A 20,148-nucleotide genomic window follows, 5' to 3' on the forward strand; every position below is an offset into this window, starting at 1 on the left:
AGGCACGAGATGGCGTTATTAAATGTAGATAAATTATCGGTGCACTTCGGCGACGAAGGCACCCCGTTTCGCGCCGTGGACCGCATCAGCTACAGCGTAAATCAGGGCGAAGTGGTTGGCATTGTTGGGGAGTCCGGTTCCGGTAAGTCAGTGAGCTCACTGGCGATCATGGGGCTGATTGATTACCCGGGCCGCGTGATGGCGGAAAACCTGCAGTTCAACGGTCAGGACCTGAAGCGCATTTCTGAGAAACAGCGCCGCCAGCTGGTGGGCGCCGAAGTTGCGATGATTTTCCAGGATCCCATGACCAGCCTGAACCCCTGCTACACCGTCGGTTTCCAGATTATGGAAGCGATTAAGGTGCACCAGGGCGGGAATAAGAAAACCCGTCGTCAGCGCGCAATCGATCTGCTGAACCAGGTGGGGATTCCGGACCCGGCATCGCGCCTGGACGTTTACCCGCATCAGCTCTCCGGTGGGATGAGCCAGCGCGTGATGATCGCGATGGCGATTGCCTGTCGACCAAAACTGCTGATTGCGGATGAACCGACGACGGCGCTGGATGTGACCATTCAGGCGCAAATCATCGAGCTGCTGCTGGAGCTGCAGCAGAAAGAGAATATGGCGCTGGTGCTGATTACGCACGATCTGGCGCTGGTGGCCGAAGCCGCGCACAAAATTATCGTGATGTATGCCGGTCAGGTGGTCGAAACCGGAAATTCACACGATATTTTCCGCGCGCCGCGTCACCCGTATACCCAGGCGCTTTTACGCGCGCTGCCGGAGTTTGCCCAGGACAAAGCGCGTCTGGCGTCGCTGCCGGGTGTGGTACCGGGTAAATATGACCGTCCGCAGGGCTGTCTGCTCAATCCGCGCTGCCCGTATGCGACGGACAAATGCCGGGCAGAAGAGCCAGAGCTGAACCAGCTTGCTGACGGTCGTCAGTCGAAATGCCACTACCCACTCGATGATGCCGGGAGGCCAACACTATGAGTACGCAACAGGCCACCAAGCAACAACCGCTGCTGCAGGCCATCGATCTGAAAAAATACTACCCGGTGAAGAAGGGACTATTTGCCCCTGAGCGCCTGGTGAAAGCGCTGGACGGCGTCTCTTTTAACCTCGAACGCGGTAAAACACTGGCGGTGGTAGGGGAGTCAGGCTGCGGTAAATCCACGCTGGGCCGTCTGCTGACGATGATTGAAGTGCCGACCGGCGGAGAGCTCTATTATCAGGGGCAGGATCTGCTCAAGCACGATCCGCAGGCGCAGAAGCTGCGTCGCCAGAAAATCCAGATTGTGTTCCAGAACCCGTATGGTTCTTTGAACCCGCGTAAAAAAGTCGGGCAGATTCTGGAAGAGCCGCTGCTGATCAACAGTAATCTGAGCAAGGAGCAGCGCCGCGAAAAAGCGCTGGCGATGATGGCGAAGGTCGGCCTAAAAACCGAGCATTACGACCGTTATCCGCACATGTTCTCCGGCGGCCAGCGTCAGCGTATCGCTATTGCGCGCGGGCTGATGCTCGATCCGGACGTGGTGATTGCCGATGAGCCGGTCTCCGCGCTCGACGTATCCGTGCGTGCGCAGGTGCTGAACCTGATGATGGATCTCCAGCAGGAGCTGGGGCTGTCTTACGTGTTCATCTCCCACGACCTGTCGGTGGTGGAGCACATTGCTGATGAAGTGATGGTGATGTACCTGGGGCGCTGCGTGGAGAAGGGGACCAAAGACCAGATCTTTAATAACCCTCGTCACCCGTATACCCAGGCGCTGCTGTCCGCGACGCCGCGTCTGAATCCGGACGATCGTCGTGAGCGTATTAAGCTGACGGGTGAACTGCCAAGTCCGCTGAATCCACCTCCGGGATGCGCATTCAACGCCCGCTGCAGTCGCCGCTTTGGCCCGTGCACCCAGCTCCAGCCGCAGCTGAAGGATTATGGCGGCCAGCTGGTTGCCTGCTTCGCGGTCGATCAGGATGAAAATGGCGAGAAGCCACAGGCATAACGAAAAAAACCGGCGCTAGGCCGGTTTTTTTATGTCTGCTCGATTATTTCCGCAGGCGAATCTGGTCGACGGCGTGCTTCTCGCTTTTGGTGAGGATCAGGCTCGCGCGCTCGCGCGTCGGCAGGATGTTTTCTTTGAGGTTCACGTAGTTGATCTCATTCCACAGCCCCGTGGCCACGTTGACTGCTTCTTCTTCAGAAAGCTGAGCATAGTGGTGGAAATAGGAATCCGGGTCAGTGAACGCCCCTTCGCGGAACTTCAGGAAGCGGTTGATGTACCAGTTTTGCAGCAGGTCTTCCGGCGCATCGACATAAATAGAGAAATCGACGAAATCCGAGACGAATACGTGATGCGGGTCGTGAGGATAGTCCATCCCGCTTTGCAGCACGTTCAGACCTTCCAGAATCAGAATGTCCGGCTGGACCACCGTTTTATCCCCACCCGGGATGCGATCGTAGATCAGGTGTGAATAGACTGGCGCGGTGACGTTTGGGGCACCAGATTTAAGGTCGGAAACGAATTTCACCAGACGGTGCATATCATAAGAAAGCGGGAAGCCCTTCTTCTTCATCAGCCCGCGTTCTTTTAACACCTCGTTCGGGTGCAGGAAGCCGTCGGTGGTGATCAGCTCCACGCTGCGGTGTTCCGGCCAGCGGCTCAACAGCGCCTGCAGGACACGCGCGGTGGTACTTTTACCCACGGCCACGCTGCCTGCAATACTAATGATATAAGGAATGCGTTGACCGTTCGTCCCGAGAAACTGCTCCAGCACGGCCTGACGGCGCAGGTTCGAGCTGATATAGAAGTTAAGCAAGCGAGAGAGGGGGAGATAAATTTCTGCCACCTCTTCCAGGGACAGATCTTCGTTTATCCCTTTTAACCGTGCGATTTCACCTTCCGTCAGCGTCATAGGGACGGAATCACGCAGGGCAGCCCACTGGCTGCGGTTAAAGTGAAGATAAGGCGTCATTAACGTTTGCTCTTTTTTGCTCATAAGCATGCTTCAGTGAGCCAGCATCACACTGCCGGATCATGGCTCATCACACAGTTAATTTTGGACAATGGGCAGGAGGTTAACACCAGATGACAGGAATAATAAGAAAAAAGATGGAAAGCGCTGCGTAACGCGGAAGCCGTCACGCTACGGTGAATACGGTGCAAATCACGCTGATATGTTGAATATTTGACCTTAAATGACTACTTTTACAGCGTCCGATACGCTCTTCGCATAAAATGTGAGCGAAAGAACGTTTTATGCAAATTTTTAGTTGCATGACCGCGCAGGTATCCATAGAATGCGCGCTACTTGATGCCGACTTAGCTCAGTAGGTAGAGCAACTGACTTGTAATCAGTAGGTCACCAGTTCGATTCCGGTAGTCGGCACCATCAAGTCCGGTGGGGTTCCCGAGCGGCCAAAGGGAGCAGACTGTAAATCTGCCGTCACAGACTTCGAAGGTTCGAATCCTTCCCCCACCACCACTTTCTGGCAGCGTAAATGCCGCCGGAGCTGGTTGGAAAAATTAGCCAGCTCAAACTGAAAAAGAGAGAAATCTCTTTTTTTGTTACAGAAAGAACTGGGTAGCCGAGTTTCAGGATGCGGGCATCGTATAATGGCTATTACCTCAGCCTTCCAAGCTGATGATGCGGGTTCGATTCCCGCTGCCCGCTCCAATACGTGCTGATATGGCTCAGTTGGTAGAGCGCACCCTTGGTAAGGGTGAGGTCCCCAGTTCGACTCTGGGTATCAGCACCACTTCACTTCTCCTTCCCGTTTCTCTCTGTTTCAATTTTACTGTATTCAACAATTCAGGCATTTCGCCTGGTTGATGTGGTGATATCACCGATTTATCCGTGTCTTAGAGGGACAATCGATGTCTAAAGAAAAGTTTGAACGTACAAAACCGCACGTTAACGTCGGTACTATCGGCCACGTTGACCATGGTAAAACAACGCTGACCGCTGCAATCACTACCGTTCTGGCAAAAACCTACGGTGGTTCTGCTCGCGCATTCGACCAGATCGATAACGCGCCAGAAGAAAAAGCTCGTGGTATCACCATCAACACCTCTCACGTTGAGTACGACACCCCGACTCGCCACTACGCACACGTAGACTGCCCAGGCCACGCCGACTATGTTAAAAACATGATCACCGGTGCTGCGCAGATGGACGGCGCGATCCTGGTTGTTGCTGCGACTGACGGCCCAATGCCTCAGACTCGTGAGCACATCCTGCTGGGTCGTCAGGTAGGCGTTCCTTTCATCATCGTGTTCCTGAACAAATGCGACATGGTTGATGACGAAGAGCTGCTGGAACTGGTAGAGATGGAAGTTCGTGAACTGCTGTCTCAGTACGATTTCCCAGGCGACGATACTCCAATCGTTCGTGGTTCTGCTCTGAAAGCGCTGGAAGGCGACGCAGAGTGGGAAGCGAAAATCATCGAACTGGCTGGCTTCCTGGATTCTTACATCCCAGAACCAGAGCGTGCGATTGACAAGCCATTCCTGCTGCCAATCGAAGACGTATTCTCCATCTCCGGTCGTGGTACCGTTGTTACCGGTCGTGTAGAGCGCGGTATCATCAAAGTTGGCGAAGAAGTTGAAATCGTTGGTATCAAAGAGACTGCGAAGTCTACCTGTACTGGCGTTGAAATGTTCCGCAAACTGCTGGACGAAGGCCGTGCTGGTGAGAACGTTGGTGTTCTGCTGCGTGGTATCAAACGTGAAGAAATCGAACGTGGTCAGGTTCTGGCGAAGCCAGGCTCAATCAAGCCACACACCAAGTTCGAATCTGAAGTGTACATCCTGTCCAAAGACGAAGGCGGCCGTCATACTCCGTTCTTCAAAGGCTACCGTCCACAGTTCTACTTCCGTACAACTGACGTGACCGGTACCATCGAACTGCCAGAAGGCGTTGAGATGGTAATGCCAGGCGACAACATCAAGATGGTTGTGACTCTGATCCACCCAATCGCGATGGACGACGGTCTGCGTTTCGCAATCCGTGAAGGTGGCCGTACCGTTGGCGCGGGCGTGGTTGCTAAAGTTCTCGGCTAATCGCTGATAACATTTGACGCAATGCGCATGAAAAGGGCATCATTTGATGCCCTTTTTGCACGCTTTCACATCAGAACCTGGCTCATCAGTGATTATTTTTGTCATAATCATTGCTGAGACAGGCTCTGCAGAGAGCGTATAATCCATAAAGGGATTATTTCGATTTGGCTCGCCTCGCAATCGCGGGGTGAAATTATTTGTAGAATTCTTCTGACAGGTTGGTTTATGAGTGCGAATACCGAAGCTCAAGGGAGCGGGCGCGGCCTGGAAGCGATGAAGTGGGTCGCTGTTGCCGTGCTGCTGATTGTGGCAATCGTTGGCAACTATCTTTATCGTGACATGATGCTGCCGCTCCGCGCGCTGGCAGTGGTGATTCTGATTGCTGCAGCGGGCGGTGTCGCGCTGTTGACGACTAAAGGTAAAGCAACCGTTGCTTTTGCACGTGAAGCGCGTACCGAAGTCCGCAAGGTCATTTGGCCGACTCGCCAGGAAACATTGCACACCACGCTGATCGTAGCGGCGGTTACCGCTGTAATGTCACTGATCCTGTGGGGACTGGATGGTATTCTGGTTCGCCTGGTTTCCTTTATTACTGGCCTGAGGTTCTAAGATGTCTGAAGCCCCTAAAAAGCGTTGGTACGTCGTTCAGGCGTTTTCCGGTTTTGAAGGCCGCGTAGCAACGTCGCTGCGTGAGCATATCAAATTACACAACATGGAAGAGTTATTTGGCGAAGTTATGGTTCCGACCGAAGAAGTGGTTGAGATCCGTGGCGGCCAACGTCGCAAAAGCGAGCGTAAATTCTTCCCGGGTTACGTGCTGGTTCAGATGGTGATGAACGACGCGAGCTGGCACCTGGTGCGCAGCGTACCGCGCGTGATGGGCTTTATCGGCGGCACGTCTGACCGTCCGGCGCCAATCAGCGACAAAGAAGTTGATGCGATTATGAACCGCCTGCAGCAGGTGGGTGATAAGCCGCGTCCTAAAACGCTGTTTGAACCGGGTGAAATGGTTCGTGTTAGCGACGGTCCGTTTGCTGACTTTAACGGCGTCGTTGAAGAAGTGGACTACGAGAAGTCCCGCCTGAAAGTTTCTGTTTCTATCTTCGGTCGTGCGACCCCGGTAGAACTGGACTTTGCGCAGGTCGAAAAAGCCTAAGCAGCGATCAAAAAAGCGGCGATTTAATCGTTGCACAGGGCGCGAGATTGGAATACAATTTCGCGCCTTTTGTTTTTATGGGCCCCGGCCCGTAAAACGAATTTTATTCACGGGGAGCCTTCCTGAGGCGCTATTACCCAATCAGAGGATTTTAGAATGGCTAAGAAAGTACAAGCCTACGTCAAGCTGCAGGTTGCAGCTGGTATGGCGAACCCAAGTCCACCAGTTGGTCCAGCTCTGGGTCAGCAGGGTGTGAACATCATGGAATTCTGTAAAGCGTTCAACGCCAAAACCGAATCCCTGGAAAAAGGTCTGCCAATCCCAGTCGTAATCACTGTTTACGCTGACCGTTCTTTCACTTTCGTTACCAAAACCCCTCCAGCAGCAGTTCTGCTGAAGAAAGCGGCTGGTATCAAGTCTGGTTCCGGTAAACCGAACAAAGACAAAGTGGGTAAAATTTCCCGCGCTCAGCTGCAGGAAATCGCGCAGACCAAAGCTGCCGACATGACTGGTGCCGACATTGAAGCGATGACTCGCTCAATCGAAGGTACTGCACGTTCCATGGGCCTGGTAGTGGAGGACTAAGAAATGGCTAAACTGACCAAGCGCATGTCCGTGATCCGTGACAAAGTTGATGCGACCAAACAGTACGACATCAACGAAGCTATCGCTCTGCTGAAAGAACTGGCAACTGCTAAGTTCGTTGAAAGCGTTGACGTTGCCGTTAACCTCGGCATCGACGCTCGTAAATCCGATCAGAACGTTCGTGGCGCAACTGTACTGCCACACGGTACTGGCCGTTCCGTTCGCGTAGCTGTATTTGCTCAGGGTGCAAACGCTGAAGCTGCTAAAGCTGCCGGCGCTGAACTGGTAGGTATGGAAGATCTGGCTGATCAGATCAAGAAAGGCGAAATGAACTTTGACGTTGTTATTGCTTCTCCAGATGCAATGCGCGTTGTTGGCCAGCTGGGCCAGGTTCTGGGTCCACGCGGCCTGATGCCAAACCCGAAAGTTGGTACTGTAACCCCTAACGTTGCTGAAGCGGTTAAGAACGCTAAAGCAGGTCAGGTTCGTTATCGTAACGACAAAAACGGCATCATCCACACCACCATCGGTAAAGTGGACTTTGACGCTGACAAACTGAAAGAAAACCTGGAATCTCTGCTGGTTGCGCTGAAAAAAGCAAAACCAACTCAGGCGAAAGGCGTGTACATCAAGAAAGTTAGCATCTCCACCACCATGGGTGCAGGTGTTGCAGTTGACCAGGCTGGCCTGAGCGCTGCTGCAAACTAATGCCTTTACGTGGGCGGTGATTTTGTCTACAATCTTACCCCCACGTTTGCTAACGAAAGTTAGCGGCTAAAAGATTTGTTCGTTGGAGCCTGGCCTAATCCAGGCCTCCGTCGAAGACCGCAGGTGTTTCGCAAGAGACTTAATCCCCTGCGTAGACGGTGACAGAACGCTAAGATTATTTTTGGATACTCTGGCTTGTTTCTGCTCACCGTATTAAGACGCTCTTCCCGTTGGGAAGAGTGAAGTGAGTTCCGGAACATGAGTTCCGGCAAACATCCAGGAGCAAAGCTAATGGCTTTAAATCTTCAAGACAAACAAGCGATTGTTGCTGAAGTCAGCGAAGTAGCCAAAGGCGCGCTGTCTGCAGTAGTTGCGGATTCCCGTGGCGTTACTGTAGACAAAATGACTGAACTGCGTAAAGCAGGTCGTGAAGCTGGCGTATACATGCGTGTTGTTCGTAACACCCTGCTGCGTCGCGTAGTTGAAGGTACTCAGTTCGAGTGCCTGAAAGACACGTTTGTTGGTCCGACCCTGATTGCATACTCTATGGAACACCCGGGCGCTGCTGCTCGTCTGTTCAAAGAGTTCGCGAAAGCGAATGCAAAATTTGAGGTCAAAGCTGCAGCCTTTGAAGGTGAGTTGATCACGGCATCGAACATCGATCGCCTGGCAACCCTGCCGACCTACGAAGAAGCAATTGCACGCCTGATGGCAACCATGAAAGAAGCTTCGGCTGGCAAACTGGTTCGCACTCTGGCTGCTGTTCGCGATGCGAAAGAAGCTGCTTAATCGCAGTTATCTTTATAAAGCATTTGCTTACGTATAAACTTATTCTGATTTTCAGGAACAATTTAAATGTCTATCACTAAAGATCAAATCATTGAAGCAGTTGCAGCTATGTCCGTAATGGACGTTGTAGAACTGATTTCTGCAATGGAAGAAAAATTCGGTGTTTCTGCTGCTGCTGCTGTAGCTGTAGCTGCGGGCCCGGCTGAAGCTGCTGAAGAAAAAACTGAATTCGACGTAATTCTGAAAGCTGCTGGCGCTAACAAAGTTGCTGTTATCAAAGCAGTACGTGGCGCAACTGGCCTGGGTCTGAAAGAAGCTAAAGACCTGGTAGAATCTGCTCCAGCTGCGCTGAAAGAAGGCGTGAGCAAAGACGACGCAGAAGCACTGAAAAAATCTCTGGAAGAAGCTGGCGCTGAAGTTGAAGTTAAATAAGCCAACTTTTCTGGTTGCAGCCTAAGTCATTAGGCTGATGGCTGGTGACTTTTTAGTCACCAGCCTTTTTGCGCTGTAAGGCATCAGTAGCATTTCACACTGTTTGACTGCTGATTGTCCTGACAATGCATGTTTCTATCGACGACTTAATATATTGCGACAGGGTGCTCGCTCTGTGTAAATCGCGACGAAATGATTTAAGCGTGATAGCAACAGGTATTGCGGAAAGTATTCAATTTTCCGGTCCACAAAATGGTGTTGCACAAACTGTCCCTTCGTCGGACAGATGGGTCGACTTGTCAGCGAGCTGAGGAACCCTATGGTTTACTCCTATACCGAGAAAAAACGTATTCGTAAGGATTTTGGTAAACGTCCACAAGTTCTGGACATTCCATATCTCCTTTCTATCCAGCTTGACTCGTTCCAGAAGTTTATCGAGCAAGATCCTGAAGGGCAGTACGGTCTGGAAGCAGCCTTCCGCTCCGTGTTCCCGATTCAGAGCTACAGCGGTAACTCCGAGCTGCAGTACGTCAGCTACCGCCTTGGCGAACCGGTGTTTGACGTTCAGGAATGTCAGATCCGTGGCGTGACCTATTCCGCACCGCTGCGCGTAAAACTGCGTCTGGTGATCTACGAGCGCGAAGCGCCGGAAGGCACCGTTAAAGACATTAAAGAACAAGAAGTCTACATGGGTGAAATTCCACTCATGACGGACAACGGTACTTTCGTTATCAACGGTACTGAGCGTGTTATCGTTTCCCAGCTGCATCGTAGCCCGGGCGTCTTCTTCGACAGCGATAAAGGTAAAACACACTCTTCCGGTAAAGTACTGTATAACGCACGCATCATTCCTTACCGTGGTTCATGGCTGGACTTCGAGTTCGATCCGAAAGACAACCTGTTTGTCCGTATCGACCGTCGTCGTAAGCTGCCTGCAACCATCATTCTGCGTGCGCTGCAATACACCACTGAACAGATCCTGGACCTGTTCTTTGAGAAAGTGATCTTTGAAATCCGCGACAACAAGCTGCAGATGGAGCTGGTGCCGGAACGTCTGCGTGGTGAGACCGCGTCGTTCGACATCGAAGCCGACGGCAAAGTGTATGTGGAAAAAGGTCGCCGTATCACCGCGCGCCACATCCGCCAGCTGGAAAAAGATGATATCAAACTCATCGAAGTTCCGGTTGAGTACATTGCAGGAAAAGTAGCCGCGAAAGATTACGTTGACGAGTCAACGGGTGAGCTGATCTGCCCAGCGAACATGGAGCTGAGCCTGGATCTGCTGGCTAAGCTGAGCCAGTCTGGCCACAAACGTATCGAAACGCTGTTCACCAACGATCTGGACCACGGCGCGTATATCTCTGAGACTATTCGCGTCGACCCAACTACCGATCGTCTGAGCGCGCTGGTAGAAATCTACCGCATGATGCGTCCTGGTGAGCCACCAACTCGCGAAGCGGCGGAAAGCCTGTTCGAGAACCTGTTCTTCTCCGAAGACCGCTACGATCTGTCCGCGGTTGGTCGTATGAAGTTCAACCGTTCTCTGCTGCGCGACGAAATCGAAGGTTCCGGTATCCTGAGCAAAGACGACATCATCGAAGTGATGAAGAAGCTCATCGATATCCGTAACGGTAAAGGCGAAGTGGACGATATCGACCACCTCGGCAACCGTCGTATCCGTTCCGTAGGCGAAATGGCGGAAAACCAGTTCCGCGTTGGCCTGGTACGTGTAGAGCGTGCGGTGAAAGAGCGTCTGTCTCTGGGCGATCTGGATACCCTGATGCCTCAGGATATGATCAACGCCAAGCCGATTTCTGCAGCAGTGAAAGAGTTCTTCGGTTCAAGCCAGCTGTCTCAGTTCATGGACCAGAACAACCCGCTGTCTGAGATTACGCACAAACGTCGTATCTCTGCACTCGGCCCAGGCGGTCTGACCCGTGAACGTGCAGGCTTTGAAGTTCGAGACGTACACCCGACGCACTACGGTCGCGTATGTCCAATCGAAACGCCTGAAGGTCCAAACATCGGTCTGATCAACTCCCTGTCCGTGTACGCACAGACTAACGAATACGGTTTCCTCGAGACCCCGTACCGTAAAGTGACTGACGGTGTTGTAACCGACGAAATTCACTACCTGTCTGCTATTGAAGAAGGCAACTACGTTATCGCTCAGGCGAACTCCAACCTGGATGACGAAGGCCACTTTGTAGAAGATCTGGTTACCTGCCGTAGCAAAGGCGAATCAAGTCTGTTCAGCCGCGACCAGGTTGACTACATGGACGTATCCACCCAGCAGGTGGTATCCGTCGGTGCGTCCCTGATCCCGTTCCTGGAACACGATGACGCCAACCGTGCATTGATGGGTGCGAACATGCAACGTCAGGCCGTTCCAACTCTGCGCGCTGATAAGCCGCTGGTTGGTACCGGTATGGAACGTGCTGTTGCCGTTGACTCCGGTGTTACTGCGGTTGCTAAACGTGGCGGTACCGTTCAGTACGTCGACGCATCCCGTATCGTTATCAAAGTTAACGAAGACGAGATGTATCCGGGCGAAGCAGGTATCGACATTTATAACCTGACCAAATACACCCGTTCTAACCAGAACACCTGTATCAACCAGATGCCTTGCGTATCTCTGGGTGAGCCAGTTGAGCGCGGCGACGTGCTGGCAGACGGTCCGTCCACCGACCTCGGTGAACTGGCGCTCGGTCAGAACATGCGCGTAGCGTTCATGCCGTGGAATGGTTACAACTTCGAAGACTCCATCCTCGTCTCCGAGCGTGTGGTTCAGGAAGATCGTTTCACCACCATCCACATTCAGGAACTGGCATGTGTGTCCCGTGACACCAAGCTGGGGCCAGAAGAGATCACCGCTGACATCCCTAACGTGGGTGAAGCTGCGCTCTCCAAACTGGATGAATCCGGTATCGTTTACATCGGTGCGGAAGTGACCGGCGGCGACATTCTGGTTGGTAAGGTTACGCCTAAAGGTGAAACCCAGCTGACGCCAGAAGAGAAACTGCTGCGTGCAATCTTCGGTGAGAAAGCGTCTGACGTTAAAGACTCTTCTCTGCGCGTACCAAACGGTGTTTCCGGTACGGTTATCGATGTTCAGGTCTTCACCCGTGACGGCGTTGAGAAAGATAAGCGTGCGCTGGAAATCGAAGAGATGCAGCTCAAACAGGCTAAGAAAGACCTGTCTGAAGAACTGCAGATCCTCGAAGCGGGTCTGTTCAGCCGTATTTATGCGGTGCTGGTTGCCGGTGGCGTTGAAGCTGAGAAGCTCGACAAATTGCCACGCGATCGCTGGCTGGAACTGGGCCTGACCGACGAAGAGAAACAAAATCAGCTGGAACAGCTGGCTGAGCAGTATGACGAACTGAAACACGAGTTCGAGAAAAAACTCGAAGCGAAACGCCGCAAAATTACTCAGGGCGACGATCTGGCACCAGGCGTGCTGAAGATTGTTAAGGTGTATCTGGCCGTTAAACGTCAGATCCAGCCTGGTGATAAGATGGCAGGTCGTCACGGTAACAAGGGTGTTATCTCTAAGATCAACCCGATCGAAGATATGCCGCACGATGCTAACGGTACGCCGGTAGATATCGTACTGAACCCGCTGGGCGTACCGTCTCGTATGAACATCGGTCAGATCCTGGAAACCCACCTGGGTATGGCTGCGAAAGGTATCGGCGACAAGATTAACGCCATGCTGAAGCAGCAGGAAGAAGTCGCGAAACTGCGCGAATTCATCCAGCGTGCCTACGATCTGGGTACCGACGTGCGTCAGAAAGTCGACCTGAATACCTTCAGCGATGAAGAAGTGCTGCGCCTGGCTGAGAACCTGAAAAAAGGTATGCCAATCGCAACGCCGGTCTTCGATGGTGCGAAAGAAGCTGAAATTAAAGAGCTGCTGCAACTGGGTGGTCTGCCAACGTCTGGTCAGATTACGCTGTTTGACGGCCGTACCGGTGAACAGTTCGAGCGTCCGGTAACCGTAGGTTACATGTACATGCTGAAACTGAACCACCTGGTCGACGACAAGATGCACGCTCGTTCTACCGGTTCTTACAGCCTGGTTACTCAGCAGCCGCTGGGTGGTAAGGCACAGTTCGGTGGTCAGCGCTTCGGGGAGATGGAAGTGTGGGCGCTGGAAGCATACGGCGCGGCATACACCCTGCAGGAAATGCTCACCGTTAAGTCTGATGACGTGAACGGTCGTACCAAGATGTATAAAAACATCGTGGACGGCAACCATCAGATGGAACCGGGCATGCCAGAATCCTTCAACGTACTGTTGAAAGAGATTCGTTCGCTGGGTATCAACATCGAACTGGAAGACGAGTAATTCTCGCTCAAACAGGTCACTGGTGCCGGGTTAACCCCCGGCACCAGATTGTGCTAACTCCGACGGGAGCAAATCCGTGAAAGATTTATTAAAGTTTCTGAAAGCGCAGACTAAAACCGAAGAGTTTGATGCGATCAAAATTGCTCTGGCTTCGCCAGACATGATCCGTTCATGGTCTTTCGGTGAAGTCAAAAAGCCGGAAACCATCAACTACCGTACGTTCAAACCTGAGCGTGACGGCCTTTTCTGTGCGCGTATTTTCGGGCCAGTAAAAGATTACGAGTGCCTGTGCGGTAAGTACAAGCGCCTGAAACACCGTGGTGTGATCTGTGAGAAGTGCGGCGTTGAAGTGACCCAGACCAAAGTGCGTCGTGAGCGCATGGGCCACATCGAGCTGGCGTCTCCGACCGCTCATATCTGGTTCCTGAAATCTCTGCCGTCCCGTATCGGTCTGCTGCTGGATATGCCGCTGCGCGATATCGAACGCGTTCTGTACTTCGAATCTTATGTGGTTATCGAAGGCGGGATGACGAACCTGGAACGTCATCAGATCCTGACTGAAGAGCAGTATCTGGACGCGCTGGAAGAGTTCGGTGACGAATTCGACGCGAAGATGGGTGCGGAAGCTATTCAGGCCCTGCTGAAGAGCATGGATCTGGAGCAAGAGTGCGAGCAGCTGCGTGAAGAGCTGAACGAAACCAACTCCGAAACCAAACGTAAAAAGCTGACCAAGCGTATCAAACTGCTGGAAGCGTTCGTTCAGTCTGGTAACAAACCAGAGTGGATGATCCTGACCGTTCTGCCGGTTCTGCCGCCAGATCTGCGTCCACTGGTTCCGCTGGATGGTGGTCGTTTCGCGACGTCCGATCTGAACGATCTGTATCGTCGCGTTATCAACCGTAACAACCGTCTGAAACGTCTGCTGGATCTGGCTGCGCCGGACATCATCGTACGCAACGAAAAACGTATGCTGCAGGAAGCGGTAGATGCCCTGCTGGATAACGGTCGTCGCGGTCGTGCGATCACCGGTTCTAACAAGCGTCCTCTGAAATCTTTGGCCGACATGATCAAAGGTAAACAGGGTCGTTTCCGTCAGAACCTGCTCGGTAAGCGTGTTGACTACTCCGGTCGTTCTGTAATCACCGTAGGTCCATACCTGCGTCTGCATCAGTGCGGTCTGCCGAAGAAAATGGCACTGGAGCTGTTCAAACCGTTCATCTACGGCAAGCTGGAACTGCGTGGCCTGGCCACCACCATCAAAGCCGCTAAGAAAATGGTTGAGCGTGAAGAAGCTGTCGTTTGGGATATCCTGGACGAAGTTATCCGCGAACACCCGGTACTGCTGAACCGTGCACCAACCCTGCACCGTTTGGGTATCCAGGCATTTGAGCCAGTCCTGATCGAAGGTAAAGCTATCCAGCTGCACCCGCTGGTTTGTGCGGCATATAACGCCGACTTCGATGGTGACCAGATGGCTGTTCACGTACCGCTGACGCTGGAAGCCCAGCTCGAAGCGCGTGCGCTGATGATGTCTACCAACAACATCCTGTCCCCAGCGAACGGTGAACCAATTATCGTTCCTTCTCAGGACGTTGTACTGGGTCTGTACTACATGACCCGTGACTGTGTTAACGCCAAAGGCGAAGGCATGGTGCTGACTGGCCCGAAAGAAGCTGAGCGTATTTATCGCGCTGGCCTGGCCTCTCTGCATGCGCGCGTTAAAGTGCGTATCACCGAATACGAAAAAGATGAAAACGGCGAATTCGTTGCGAAAACCAGCCTGAAAGACACGACCGTTGGCCGTGCCATTCTGTGGATGATCGTACCGAAAGGTCTGCCTTTCTCCATCGTCAACCAGGCGCTGGGCAAGAAAGCGATCTCCAAAATGCTGAACACCTGTTACCGCATTCTGGGTCTGAAGCCGACCGTTATCTTCGCTGACCAGACAATGTATACCGGCTTTGCTTATGCAGCGCGTTCAGGTGCATCTGTTGGTATCGATGACATGGTCATCCCAGAGAAGAAACACGAGATCATCTCTGAAGCGGAAGCCGAAGTTGCTGAGATCCAGGAGCAGTTCCAGTCTGGTCTGGTTACCGCGGGCGAACGCTATAACAAAGTTATCGATATCTGGGCAGCGGCGAACGATCGTGTATCCAAAGCGATGATGGATAACCTGCAGACCGAAACCGTGATTAACCGTGACGGCGTAGAAGAGCAGCAGGTTTCCTTCAACAGCATCTACATGATGGCCGACTCCGGTGCGCGTGGTTCCGCAGCACAGATTCGTCAGCTGGCAGGTATGCGTGGTCTGATGGCGAAGCCAGATGGCTCCATCATCGAAACGCCAATTACCGCGAACTTCCGTGAAGGTCTGAACGTACTCCAGTACTTCATCTCCACGCACGGTGCTCGTAAAGGTCTGGCTGATACCGCACTGAAAACAGCGAACTCCGGTTATCTGACGCGTCGTCTGGTTGACGTTGCGCAGGATCTGGTTGTGACCGAAGACGATTGTGGCACCCTCGAAGGTATCACCATGACCCCGGTTATCGAGGGTGGTGATGTTAAAGAGCCACTGCGCGATCGCGTTCTGGGTCGTGTGACCGCGGAAGATATTCTGAAGCCGGGCACTGCAGACATTCTGGTTCCACGCAACACGCTGCTGCACGAGCACTGGTGTGACCTGCTGGAAGCGAACTCTGTTGACTCCGTGAAAGTACGTTCCGTTGTATCCTGTGACACCGACTTTGGTGTATGTGCGCACTGCTATGGTCGTGACCTGGCGCGTGGCCACATCATCAACAAAGGTGAAGCAATCGGCGTTATCGCGGCACAGTCCATCGGTGAGCCGGGTACACAGCTGACGATGCGTACGTTCCACATCGGTGGTGCGGCATCTCGTGCGGCTGCTGAATCCAGCATCCAGGTGAAAAACAAAGGTAGCATCAAGCTCAGCAACGCGAAGTCTGTTGTTAACTCCGCAGGCAAGCTGGTTGTGACCTCTCGTAACACCGAGCTGAAGCTGATCGACGAATTCGGTCGTACCAAAGAGAGCTATAAAGTGCCTTACGGTGCGGTTATGGCGAAAGGTGATGGCGAGCAGGTTGCCGGCGGTGAAACCGTTGCAAACTGGGATCCACACACCATGCCGGTTATCACCGAAGTAAGTGGTTTCATCCGCTTCACTGACATGATCGACGGCCAGACCATTACTCGTCAGACCGACGAGCTGACCGGTCTGTCTTCTCTGGTGGTTCTGGATTCTGCTGAACGTACTGCCGGTGGTAAAGATCTGCGTCCTGCACTGAAAATCGTTGATGCTCAGGGTAACGACGTTCTGATCCCGGGTACCGACATGCCTGCGCAGTACTTCCTGCCGGGTAAAGCGATCGTTCAGCTGGAAGATGGCATTCAGATCGGTGCGGGTGATGCTCTGGCGCGTATTCCACAGGAATCCAGCGGTACCAAGGACATCACCGGTGGTCTGCCACGCGTTGCGGATCTGTTCGAAGCACGTCGTCCGAAAGAGCCTGCAATCCTGGCTGAAATCAGCGGTATCATCTCCTTCGGTAAAGAGACCAAAGGGAAGCGCCGTCTGGTTATCACTCCAGTAGATGGCAGCGAACCGTACGAAGAGATGATTCCTAAGTGGCGTCAGCTCAACGTGTTCGAAGGTGAACGTGTAGAACGTGGTGACGTGGTTTCCGATGGTCCAGAAGCTCCGCACGACATTCTGCGTCTCCGTGGCGTCCACGCGGTAACGCGTTACATCACCAACGAAGTGCAGGACGTTTACCGTCTGCAGGGCGTTAAGATTAACGATAAGCACATCGAAGTTATCGTTCGTCAGATGCTGCGTAAAGCAACCATCGAAAACGCAGGCAGCTCCGAGTTCCTGGAAGGCGAGCAGGTTGAATACTCACGCGTCAAGATTGCTAACCGCGATCTGGAAGCGAACGGCAAAATCGGTGCGACCTTCGCGCGCGATCTGCTGGGTATCACCAAAGCGTCTCTGGCAACCGAGTCCTTCATCTCTGCTGCATCGTTCCAGGAAACGACTCGTGTCCTGACCGAAGCCGCTGTTGCTGGTAAGCGTGATGAACTGCGCGGTCTGAAAGAGAACGTTATCGTGGGTCGTCTGATCCCGGCTGGTACCGGTTATGCGTACCATCAGGATCGTATGCGTCGTCGTGCTGCGGGCGAACTGCCAGCTGCACCGCAGGTGACTGCTGAAGATGCATCCGCGAGCCTGGCAGAACTGCTGAACGCAGGTCTGGGCGGTTCCGACAACGAGTAATCGTTGATGCCCGGTGATGAACATTACCGGGCATGTGCCTCGTAGGTCGGGTAAGCTCAGTGCCACCCGACAATAAAAAACCCGCCTCGGCGGGTTTTTTTACATCTGTATGTTATCAGTTTACCAACGGGATCCGACGATAAAGCTCAATCATATCGCCCGCCAGATCCTGAATGACCATCGCGTTCATCAGGTGATCCTGAGAGTGGACGGTGATCAGGTTAACCGGAAGCTTCCCGGTCCCTTCGTCAAGACCGATAAGCTGCGTCTGGATCGTGTGCGCATGCTTCACATATTCGCGCGACTCTTCCATCGCTTTTTCTGCTTCGTCAAACTCACCTTTACGCGCCATCTGTAACGCCGTCAGGGCCGCGCTGCGCGCTGCGCCTGCATTGACCAGCAGTTCCATAATCGTGGTTTCTAAGTCTTCCATTATGACTCCAGAAGCTTGAGCGCTTTTTCCAGTACGGCATCGCCTTTCATCATGCCGTAATCCATCATGTCGATCACCGCGACCTTTTTACCCAGCGGCTCGGCCTGCGCCTGAAGTTTAGCCTGCTCGTATTTAACCTGTGGCCCCAGCAATACGATGTCGGCCGTCGCGATGTTGTCTTTAAACTCCGCAACCGGAACGGCTTTAATGGTGACTTCAACCCCTTTTTTCTGCGCGGCGTCTTTCATACGTTGAACCAGCATGCTGGTTGACATCCCCGCTGCACAGCATAAAACGATGTTCTTCATAATCAGCCTCGATCTACATGTGTTTATTGATAATTATCCCGTGCAGACCGCTTCAACAACCGGTTTACCGCGATTGTGTGTCAGGCATCACAAAGAAACCGGCGATTTTCTGAAACCGGTTACAATTTTGCGTTGTCGGGTACCCGGCCCGTCGAAATGGGCAGGGGTGAAAGAGGGGGGATTAGCTGATGGACGTTCGGTTAATGCGGTTTTTGCCCTGCTGTTTGGCGCTGTAGAGGGCGTTATCAACGCTTCCGACAAATTGATCCAGCGGTTCAAAGTGCCACTCCCCAAGACCGCCGCTGAACGTAACCCGCAGGTTTTCTTCTCGCCAGACACGTTTTTCAACAGCGATACGCCACGCTTCCAGCAATGAGAGCGCAGACGTCATCTGCTCAGCCTGGAAAATTACCGCAAACTCTTCTCCACCGTAACGGTAAAGCGAGACGTGATGTGGCTGCATGATCTGGATCCCTTCGCGGGCCACGTTGCGAAGAACGATATCACCGGTCAGGTGGCCCAGCGTGTCGTTAATCGACTTGAAGTTATCAATGTCCACCAGCGCCAGCGCGAAAGGCTGCTGGGTATTCAGCAGCTCTGCGATATCGCTATCGAATGCGCGGCGGTTTTTACAGCCCGTCAGCGCATCGTGAGTGGCCTGGCGCACGTAGGCCATCTCACGCTCTTTATTGGACTGGATAGTGTGGCTCAGCATCGCTTCCAGCCGCGGCGCCTCGCTGACGTCGCCGGTTTTGATGGCATTGATAATGTGCATCAGCACGCTACGCGAGGCGTGGCGGAGGTATAAGCCGAAGAGGATGATGATGATGGCCGCCAGCGCAAACCCCCAGCCGACAATCGTCGTTTCGTGGCGGGTGATATCGGTGAGCGTCTCGCCAGAGACCCTGTAGATAACAAACCAGTCCGGATTGGTAAACGAGTAGTAGTAATACCAGGCGTTGCTTTTCTTGTCGTAAAGGTGCCCTTCGCCGCTGGTCATTTTGTCCATCAGCGCTTCGCTCACGTACTGTTTGAAGAGCGCGCCTGTATCCGGGTGAAGCACAACGGCGCCGTCGCGTTCGACGACGAAGAATTCCCCCTGAACGGGTGCCACCATTTGACGCAGGGTGTAGCCCATTGACGTCAAATCAAGATGAAACGCGATCGTTCCTTTTAGTCTGCCTTCCGGTGAAATCAATGGCTTATAGAGCGTGACCGTCGGATGGCCGGTGAAGTAGTCCATGTAGGGGCGAGTATAGTGGCTGAAGATACTGGCTTCGGCCTGAGCGACAAACCACGGCCGCGTTCGGGGATCGAAGGTTTTACTCTTCTCCGTGGGGAGTACTTCCGGTGCGCGAAGATAATGCCCCTGCGTGTCAGCCAGAGAGATGGAGGATACGGTCGGCATCAGGTTCTGCAGATGCATCACCATCTGCAGCCCTTGCGTCGGGTTGACGTTGAGCGTCTCGTTTAGCCTGTCGTTACGCGAAAAGTACATCGCGGCACGGCCAAGGATATAGTCGTTTTCACGCAGGATCGACTCGGTGTAGTTCACCGCCAGGTTGTGCGTGAAATTGCTGTTAATCTTGTGATAATCCTCAAGAAAATCCTTTCGCTGCGAAAGCGTCACCGCGACCGCGATCACCACAAAACTGCAGATGATCCCCGCGAAGCTGAGCATGATTGGTCGGGTAAAAGAGAGCTTTTTGCTGTGAAGTGCCATGAGCTGTACATCGTTCCTGATGGTGAATACTTTTCGTCTGCCGATATCCTCTCAGCATAGTCGCTGTCCTGCGGTTAGCGGTGAATTATACGGCACACGATTTCTGACGGGATGATTTATCTTAAGAACCATTAAGAAAATGCTTATTCAACTGGCTGGGGCCGTTTGTGCAATGAACCAGAGGCAGGGCGAAACGAGGAAGAAGCTTTTCGCCCTGGTCAGCATCCGTTGCTGACCGTGTGACAATAAAAAACCGGACGAGCGATGACAATCATCCGGTTTTGCCTTTTCGTAGCGCCTCGACAA

15 protein-coding genes and 4 tRNA genes are annotated in these 20,148 nt (G+C 53.0%); 15 read left to right on the top strand and 4 right to left on the bottom strand.

Going from position 1 to position 20,148, the window contains the following annotated elements:
* Positions 1–9: 9 nt before the first annotated feature.
* Positions 10–993, top strand: a complete 984-nt coding sequence (dppD, locus tag AC2TE5_RS01065) for a dipeptide ABC transporter ATP-binding protein (RefSeq protein ID WP_008502772.1) — start codon at positions 10–12, stop codon at positions 991–993.
* Entirely contained in the window at positions 990–2,003 is a 1,014-nt protein-coding gene (gene dppF / locus AC2TE5_RS01070) for a dipeptide ABC transporter ATP-binding subunit DppF (protein WP_048980121.1), read from the top strand. Before dppD ends, dppF begins: the two co-directional genes overlap by 4 nt.
* A 43-nt stretch (positions 2,004–2,046) precedes the next feature.
* On the opposite strand, the gene coaA is transcribed toward dppF, so the two are convergent.
* Positions 2,047–2,997 (bottom strand): type I pantothenate kinase, encoded by a 951-nt coding sequence (coaA, locus tag AC2TE5_RS01075; protein WP_213330626.1) that lies wholly within the window; start codon positions 2,995–2,997, stop codon positions 2,047–2,049.
* A gap of 317 nt (positions 2,998–3,314) precedes the next feature.
* Here coaA and AC2TE5_RS01080 point away from each other — a divergent pair.
* From AC2TE5_RS01080 to rpoC, 13 genes are all read left to right on the top strand, one after another.
* A tRNA-Thr gene (locus AC2TE5_RS01080) sits at positions 3,315–3,390 on the top strand.
* An 8-nt stretch (positions 3,391–3,398) separates the two neighbouring features.
* Positions 3,399–3,483: transfer RNA gene (locus AC2TE5_RS01085), tRNA-Tyr, on the top strand.
* Positions 3,484–3,600: 117 nt separating this feature from the next.
* A tRNA-Gly gene (locus AC2TE5_RS01090) sits at positions 3,601–3,675 on the top strand.
* 6 nt (positions 3,676–3,681) lie between these two features.
* Positions 3,682–3,757 (top strand) — tRNA-Thr (locus tag AC2TE5_RS01095).
* A 118-nt stretch (positions 3,758–3,875) separates the two neighbouring features.
* Positions 3,876–5,060: an elongation factor Tu gene (gene tuf, locus AC2TE5_RS01100; RefSeq protein WP_023309456.1), complete on the top strand. Its 1,185-nt coding sequence runs from the start codon at positions 3,876–3,878 to the stop codon at positions 5,058–5,060.
* A 225-nt stretch (positions 5,061–5,285) separates the two neighbouring features.
* On the top strand, positions 5,286–5,669 hold the full coding sequence (secE, locus tag AC2TE5_RS01105; protein ID WP_014068449.1) for a preprotein translocase subunit SecE: 384 nt from the start codon (positions 5,286–5,288) through the stop codon (positions 5,667–5,669).
* A gap of 1 nt (position 5,670) precedes the next feature.
* Positions 5,671–6,216, top strand: coding sequence for a transcription termination/antitermination protein NusG (gene nusG, locus AC2TE5_RS01110; RefSeq protein WP_002438628.1), 546 nt, complete (start codon positions 5,671–5,673; stop codon positions 6,214–6,216).
* A gap of 156 nt (positions 6,217–6,372) precedes the next feature.
* Positions 6,373–6,801, top strand: coding sequence for a 50S ribosomal protein L11 (gene rplK, locus AC2TE5_RS01115; protein WP_008503452.1), 429 nt, complete (start codon positions 6,373–6,375; stop codon positions 6,799–6,801).
* Positions 6,802–6,804: 3 nt separating this feature from the next.
* Entirely contained in the window at positions 6,805–7,509 is a 705-nt protein-coding gene (rplA, locus tag AC2TE5_RS01120; protein WP_006176745.1) for a 50S ribosomal protein L1, read from the top strand.
* A 291-nt stretch (positions 7,510–7,800) separates the two neighbouring features.
* Entirely contained in the window at positions 7,801–8,298 is a 498-nt protein-coding gene (rplJ, locus tag AC2TE5_RS01125; protein WP_005132895.1) for a 50S ribosomal protein L10, read from the top strand.
* A 66-nt stretch (positions 8,299–8,364) separates the two neighbouring features.
* On the top strand, positions 8,365–8,730 hold the full coding sequence (gene rplL, locus AC2TE5_RS01130) for a 50S ribosomal protein L7/L12 (RefSeq protein ID WP_006176746.1): 366 nt from the start codon (positions 8,365–8,367) through the stop codon (positions 8,728–8,730).
* A gap of 319 nt (positions 8,731–9,049) precedes the next feature.
* On the top strand, positions 9,050–13,078 hold the full coding sequence (gene rpoB, locus AC2TE5_RS01135) for a DNA-directed RNA polymerase subunit beta (protein ID WP_023334099.1): 4,029 nt from the start codon (positions 9,050–9,052) through the stop codon (positions 13,076–13,078).
* 76 nt (positions 13,079–13,154) lie between these two features.
* A complete protein-coding gene (rpoC, locus tag AC2TE5_RS01140; protein ID WP_063145614.1) occupies positions 13,155–17,378 on the top strand; it encodes a DNA-directed RNA polymerase subunit beta' in 4,224 nt (1,407 codons plus the stop codon).
* Between the two features lie 115 nt (positions 17,379–17,493).
* Here the strand turns inward: rpoC and AC2TE5_RS01145 are convergent, their stop codons facing one another.
* The 3 genes from AC2TE5_RS01145 to AC2TE5_RS01155 all read right to left on the bottom strand — a co-directional run bounded on the left by AC2TE5_RS01145 (position 17,494) and on the right by AC2TE5_RS01155 (position 19,842).
* Complete coding sequence (locus AC2TE5_RS01145; RefSeq protein WP_008503455.1) at positions 17,494–17,811, bottom strand: PTS lactose/cellobiose transporter subunit IIA; 318 nt, start codon at positions 17,809–17,811, stop codon at positions 17,494–17,496.
* Positions 17,811–18,119, bottom strand: a complete 309-nt coding sequence (locus tag AC2TE5_RS01150; protein ID WP_023334100.1) for a PTS sugar transporter subunit IIB — start codon at positions 18,117–18,119, stop codon at positions 17,811–17,813. Before AC2TE5_RS01150 ends, AC2TE5_RS01145 begins: the two co-directional genes overlap by 1 nt.
* Positions 18,120–18,300: 181 nt before the next feature.
* A complete protein-coding gene (locus AC2TE5_RS01155) occupies positions 18,301–19,842 on the bottom strand; it encodes a sensor domain-containing diguanylate cyclase (RefSeq protein ID WP_484612517.1) in 1,542 nt (513 codons plus the stop codon).
* Positions 19,843–20,148 lie beyond the last annotated feature (306 nt).

It is taken from the genome of Enterobacter sp. N5-15 (assembly GCF_057221635.1).

Bases quoted from the DNA above. Each gene is read 5' to 3' on its own strand.
- nusG (WP_002438628.1), top strand. From the start codon at position 5,671: ATGTCTGAAGCCCCTAAAAAGCGTTGGTACGTCGTTCAGGCGTTTTCC.
- dppF (WP_048980121.1), top strand. From the start codon at position 990: ATGAGTACGCAACAGGCCACCAAGCAACAACCGCTGCTGCAGGCCATC.
- secE (WP_014068449.1), top strand. From the start codon at position 5,286: ATGAGTGCGAATACCGAAGCTCAAGGGAGCGGGCGCGGCCTGGAAGCG.
- AC2TE5_RS01150 (WP_023334100.1), bottom strand. From the start codon at position 18,119: ATGAAGAACATCGTTTTATGCTGTGCAGCGGGGATGTCAACCAGCATG.
- tuf (WP_023309456.1), top strand. From the start codon at position 3,876: ATGTCTAAAGAAAAGTTTGAACGTACAAAACCGCACGTTAACGTCGGT.
- coaA (WP_213330626.1), bottom strand. From the start codon at position 2,997: ATGAGCAAAAAAGAGCAAACGTTAATGACGCCTTATCTTCACTTTAAC.
- AC2TE5_RS01145 (WP_008503455.1), bottom strand. From the start codon at position 17,811: ATGGAAGACTTAGAAACCACGATTATGGAACTGCTGGTCAATGCAGGC.
- rplL (WP_006176746.1), top strand. From the start codon at position 8,365: ATGTCTATCACTAAAGATCAAATCATTGAAGCAGTTGCAGCTATGTCC.
- rpoB (WP_023334099.1), top strand. From the start codon at position 9,050: ATGGTTTACTCCTATACCGAGAAAAAACGTATTCGTAAGGATTTTGGT.
- rplJ (WP_005132895.1), top strand. From the start codon at position 7,801: ATGGCTTTAAATCTTCAAGACAAACAAGCGATTGTTGCTGAAGTCAGC.
- rplA (WP_006176745.1), top strand. From the start codon at position 6,805: ATGGCTAAACTGACCAAGCGCATGTCCGTGATCCGTGACAAAGTTGAT.
- AC2TE5_RS01155 (WP_484612517.1), bottom strand. From the start codon at position 19,842: ATGGCACTTCACAGCAAAAAGCTCTCTTTTACCCGACCAATCATGCTC.
- rplK (WP_008503452.1), top strand. From the start codon at position 6,373: ATGGCTAAGAAAGTACAAGCCTACGTCAAGCTGCAGGTTGCAGCTGGT.
- dppD (WP_008502772.1), top strand. From the start codon at position 10: ATGGCGTTATTAAATGTAGATAAATTATCGGTGCACTTCGGCGACGAA.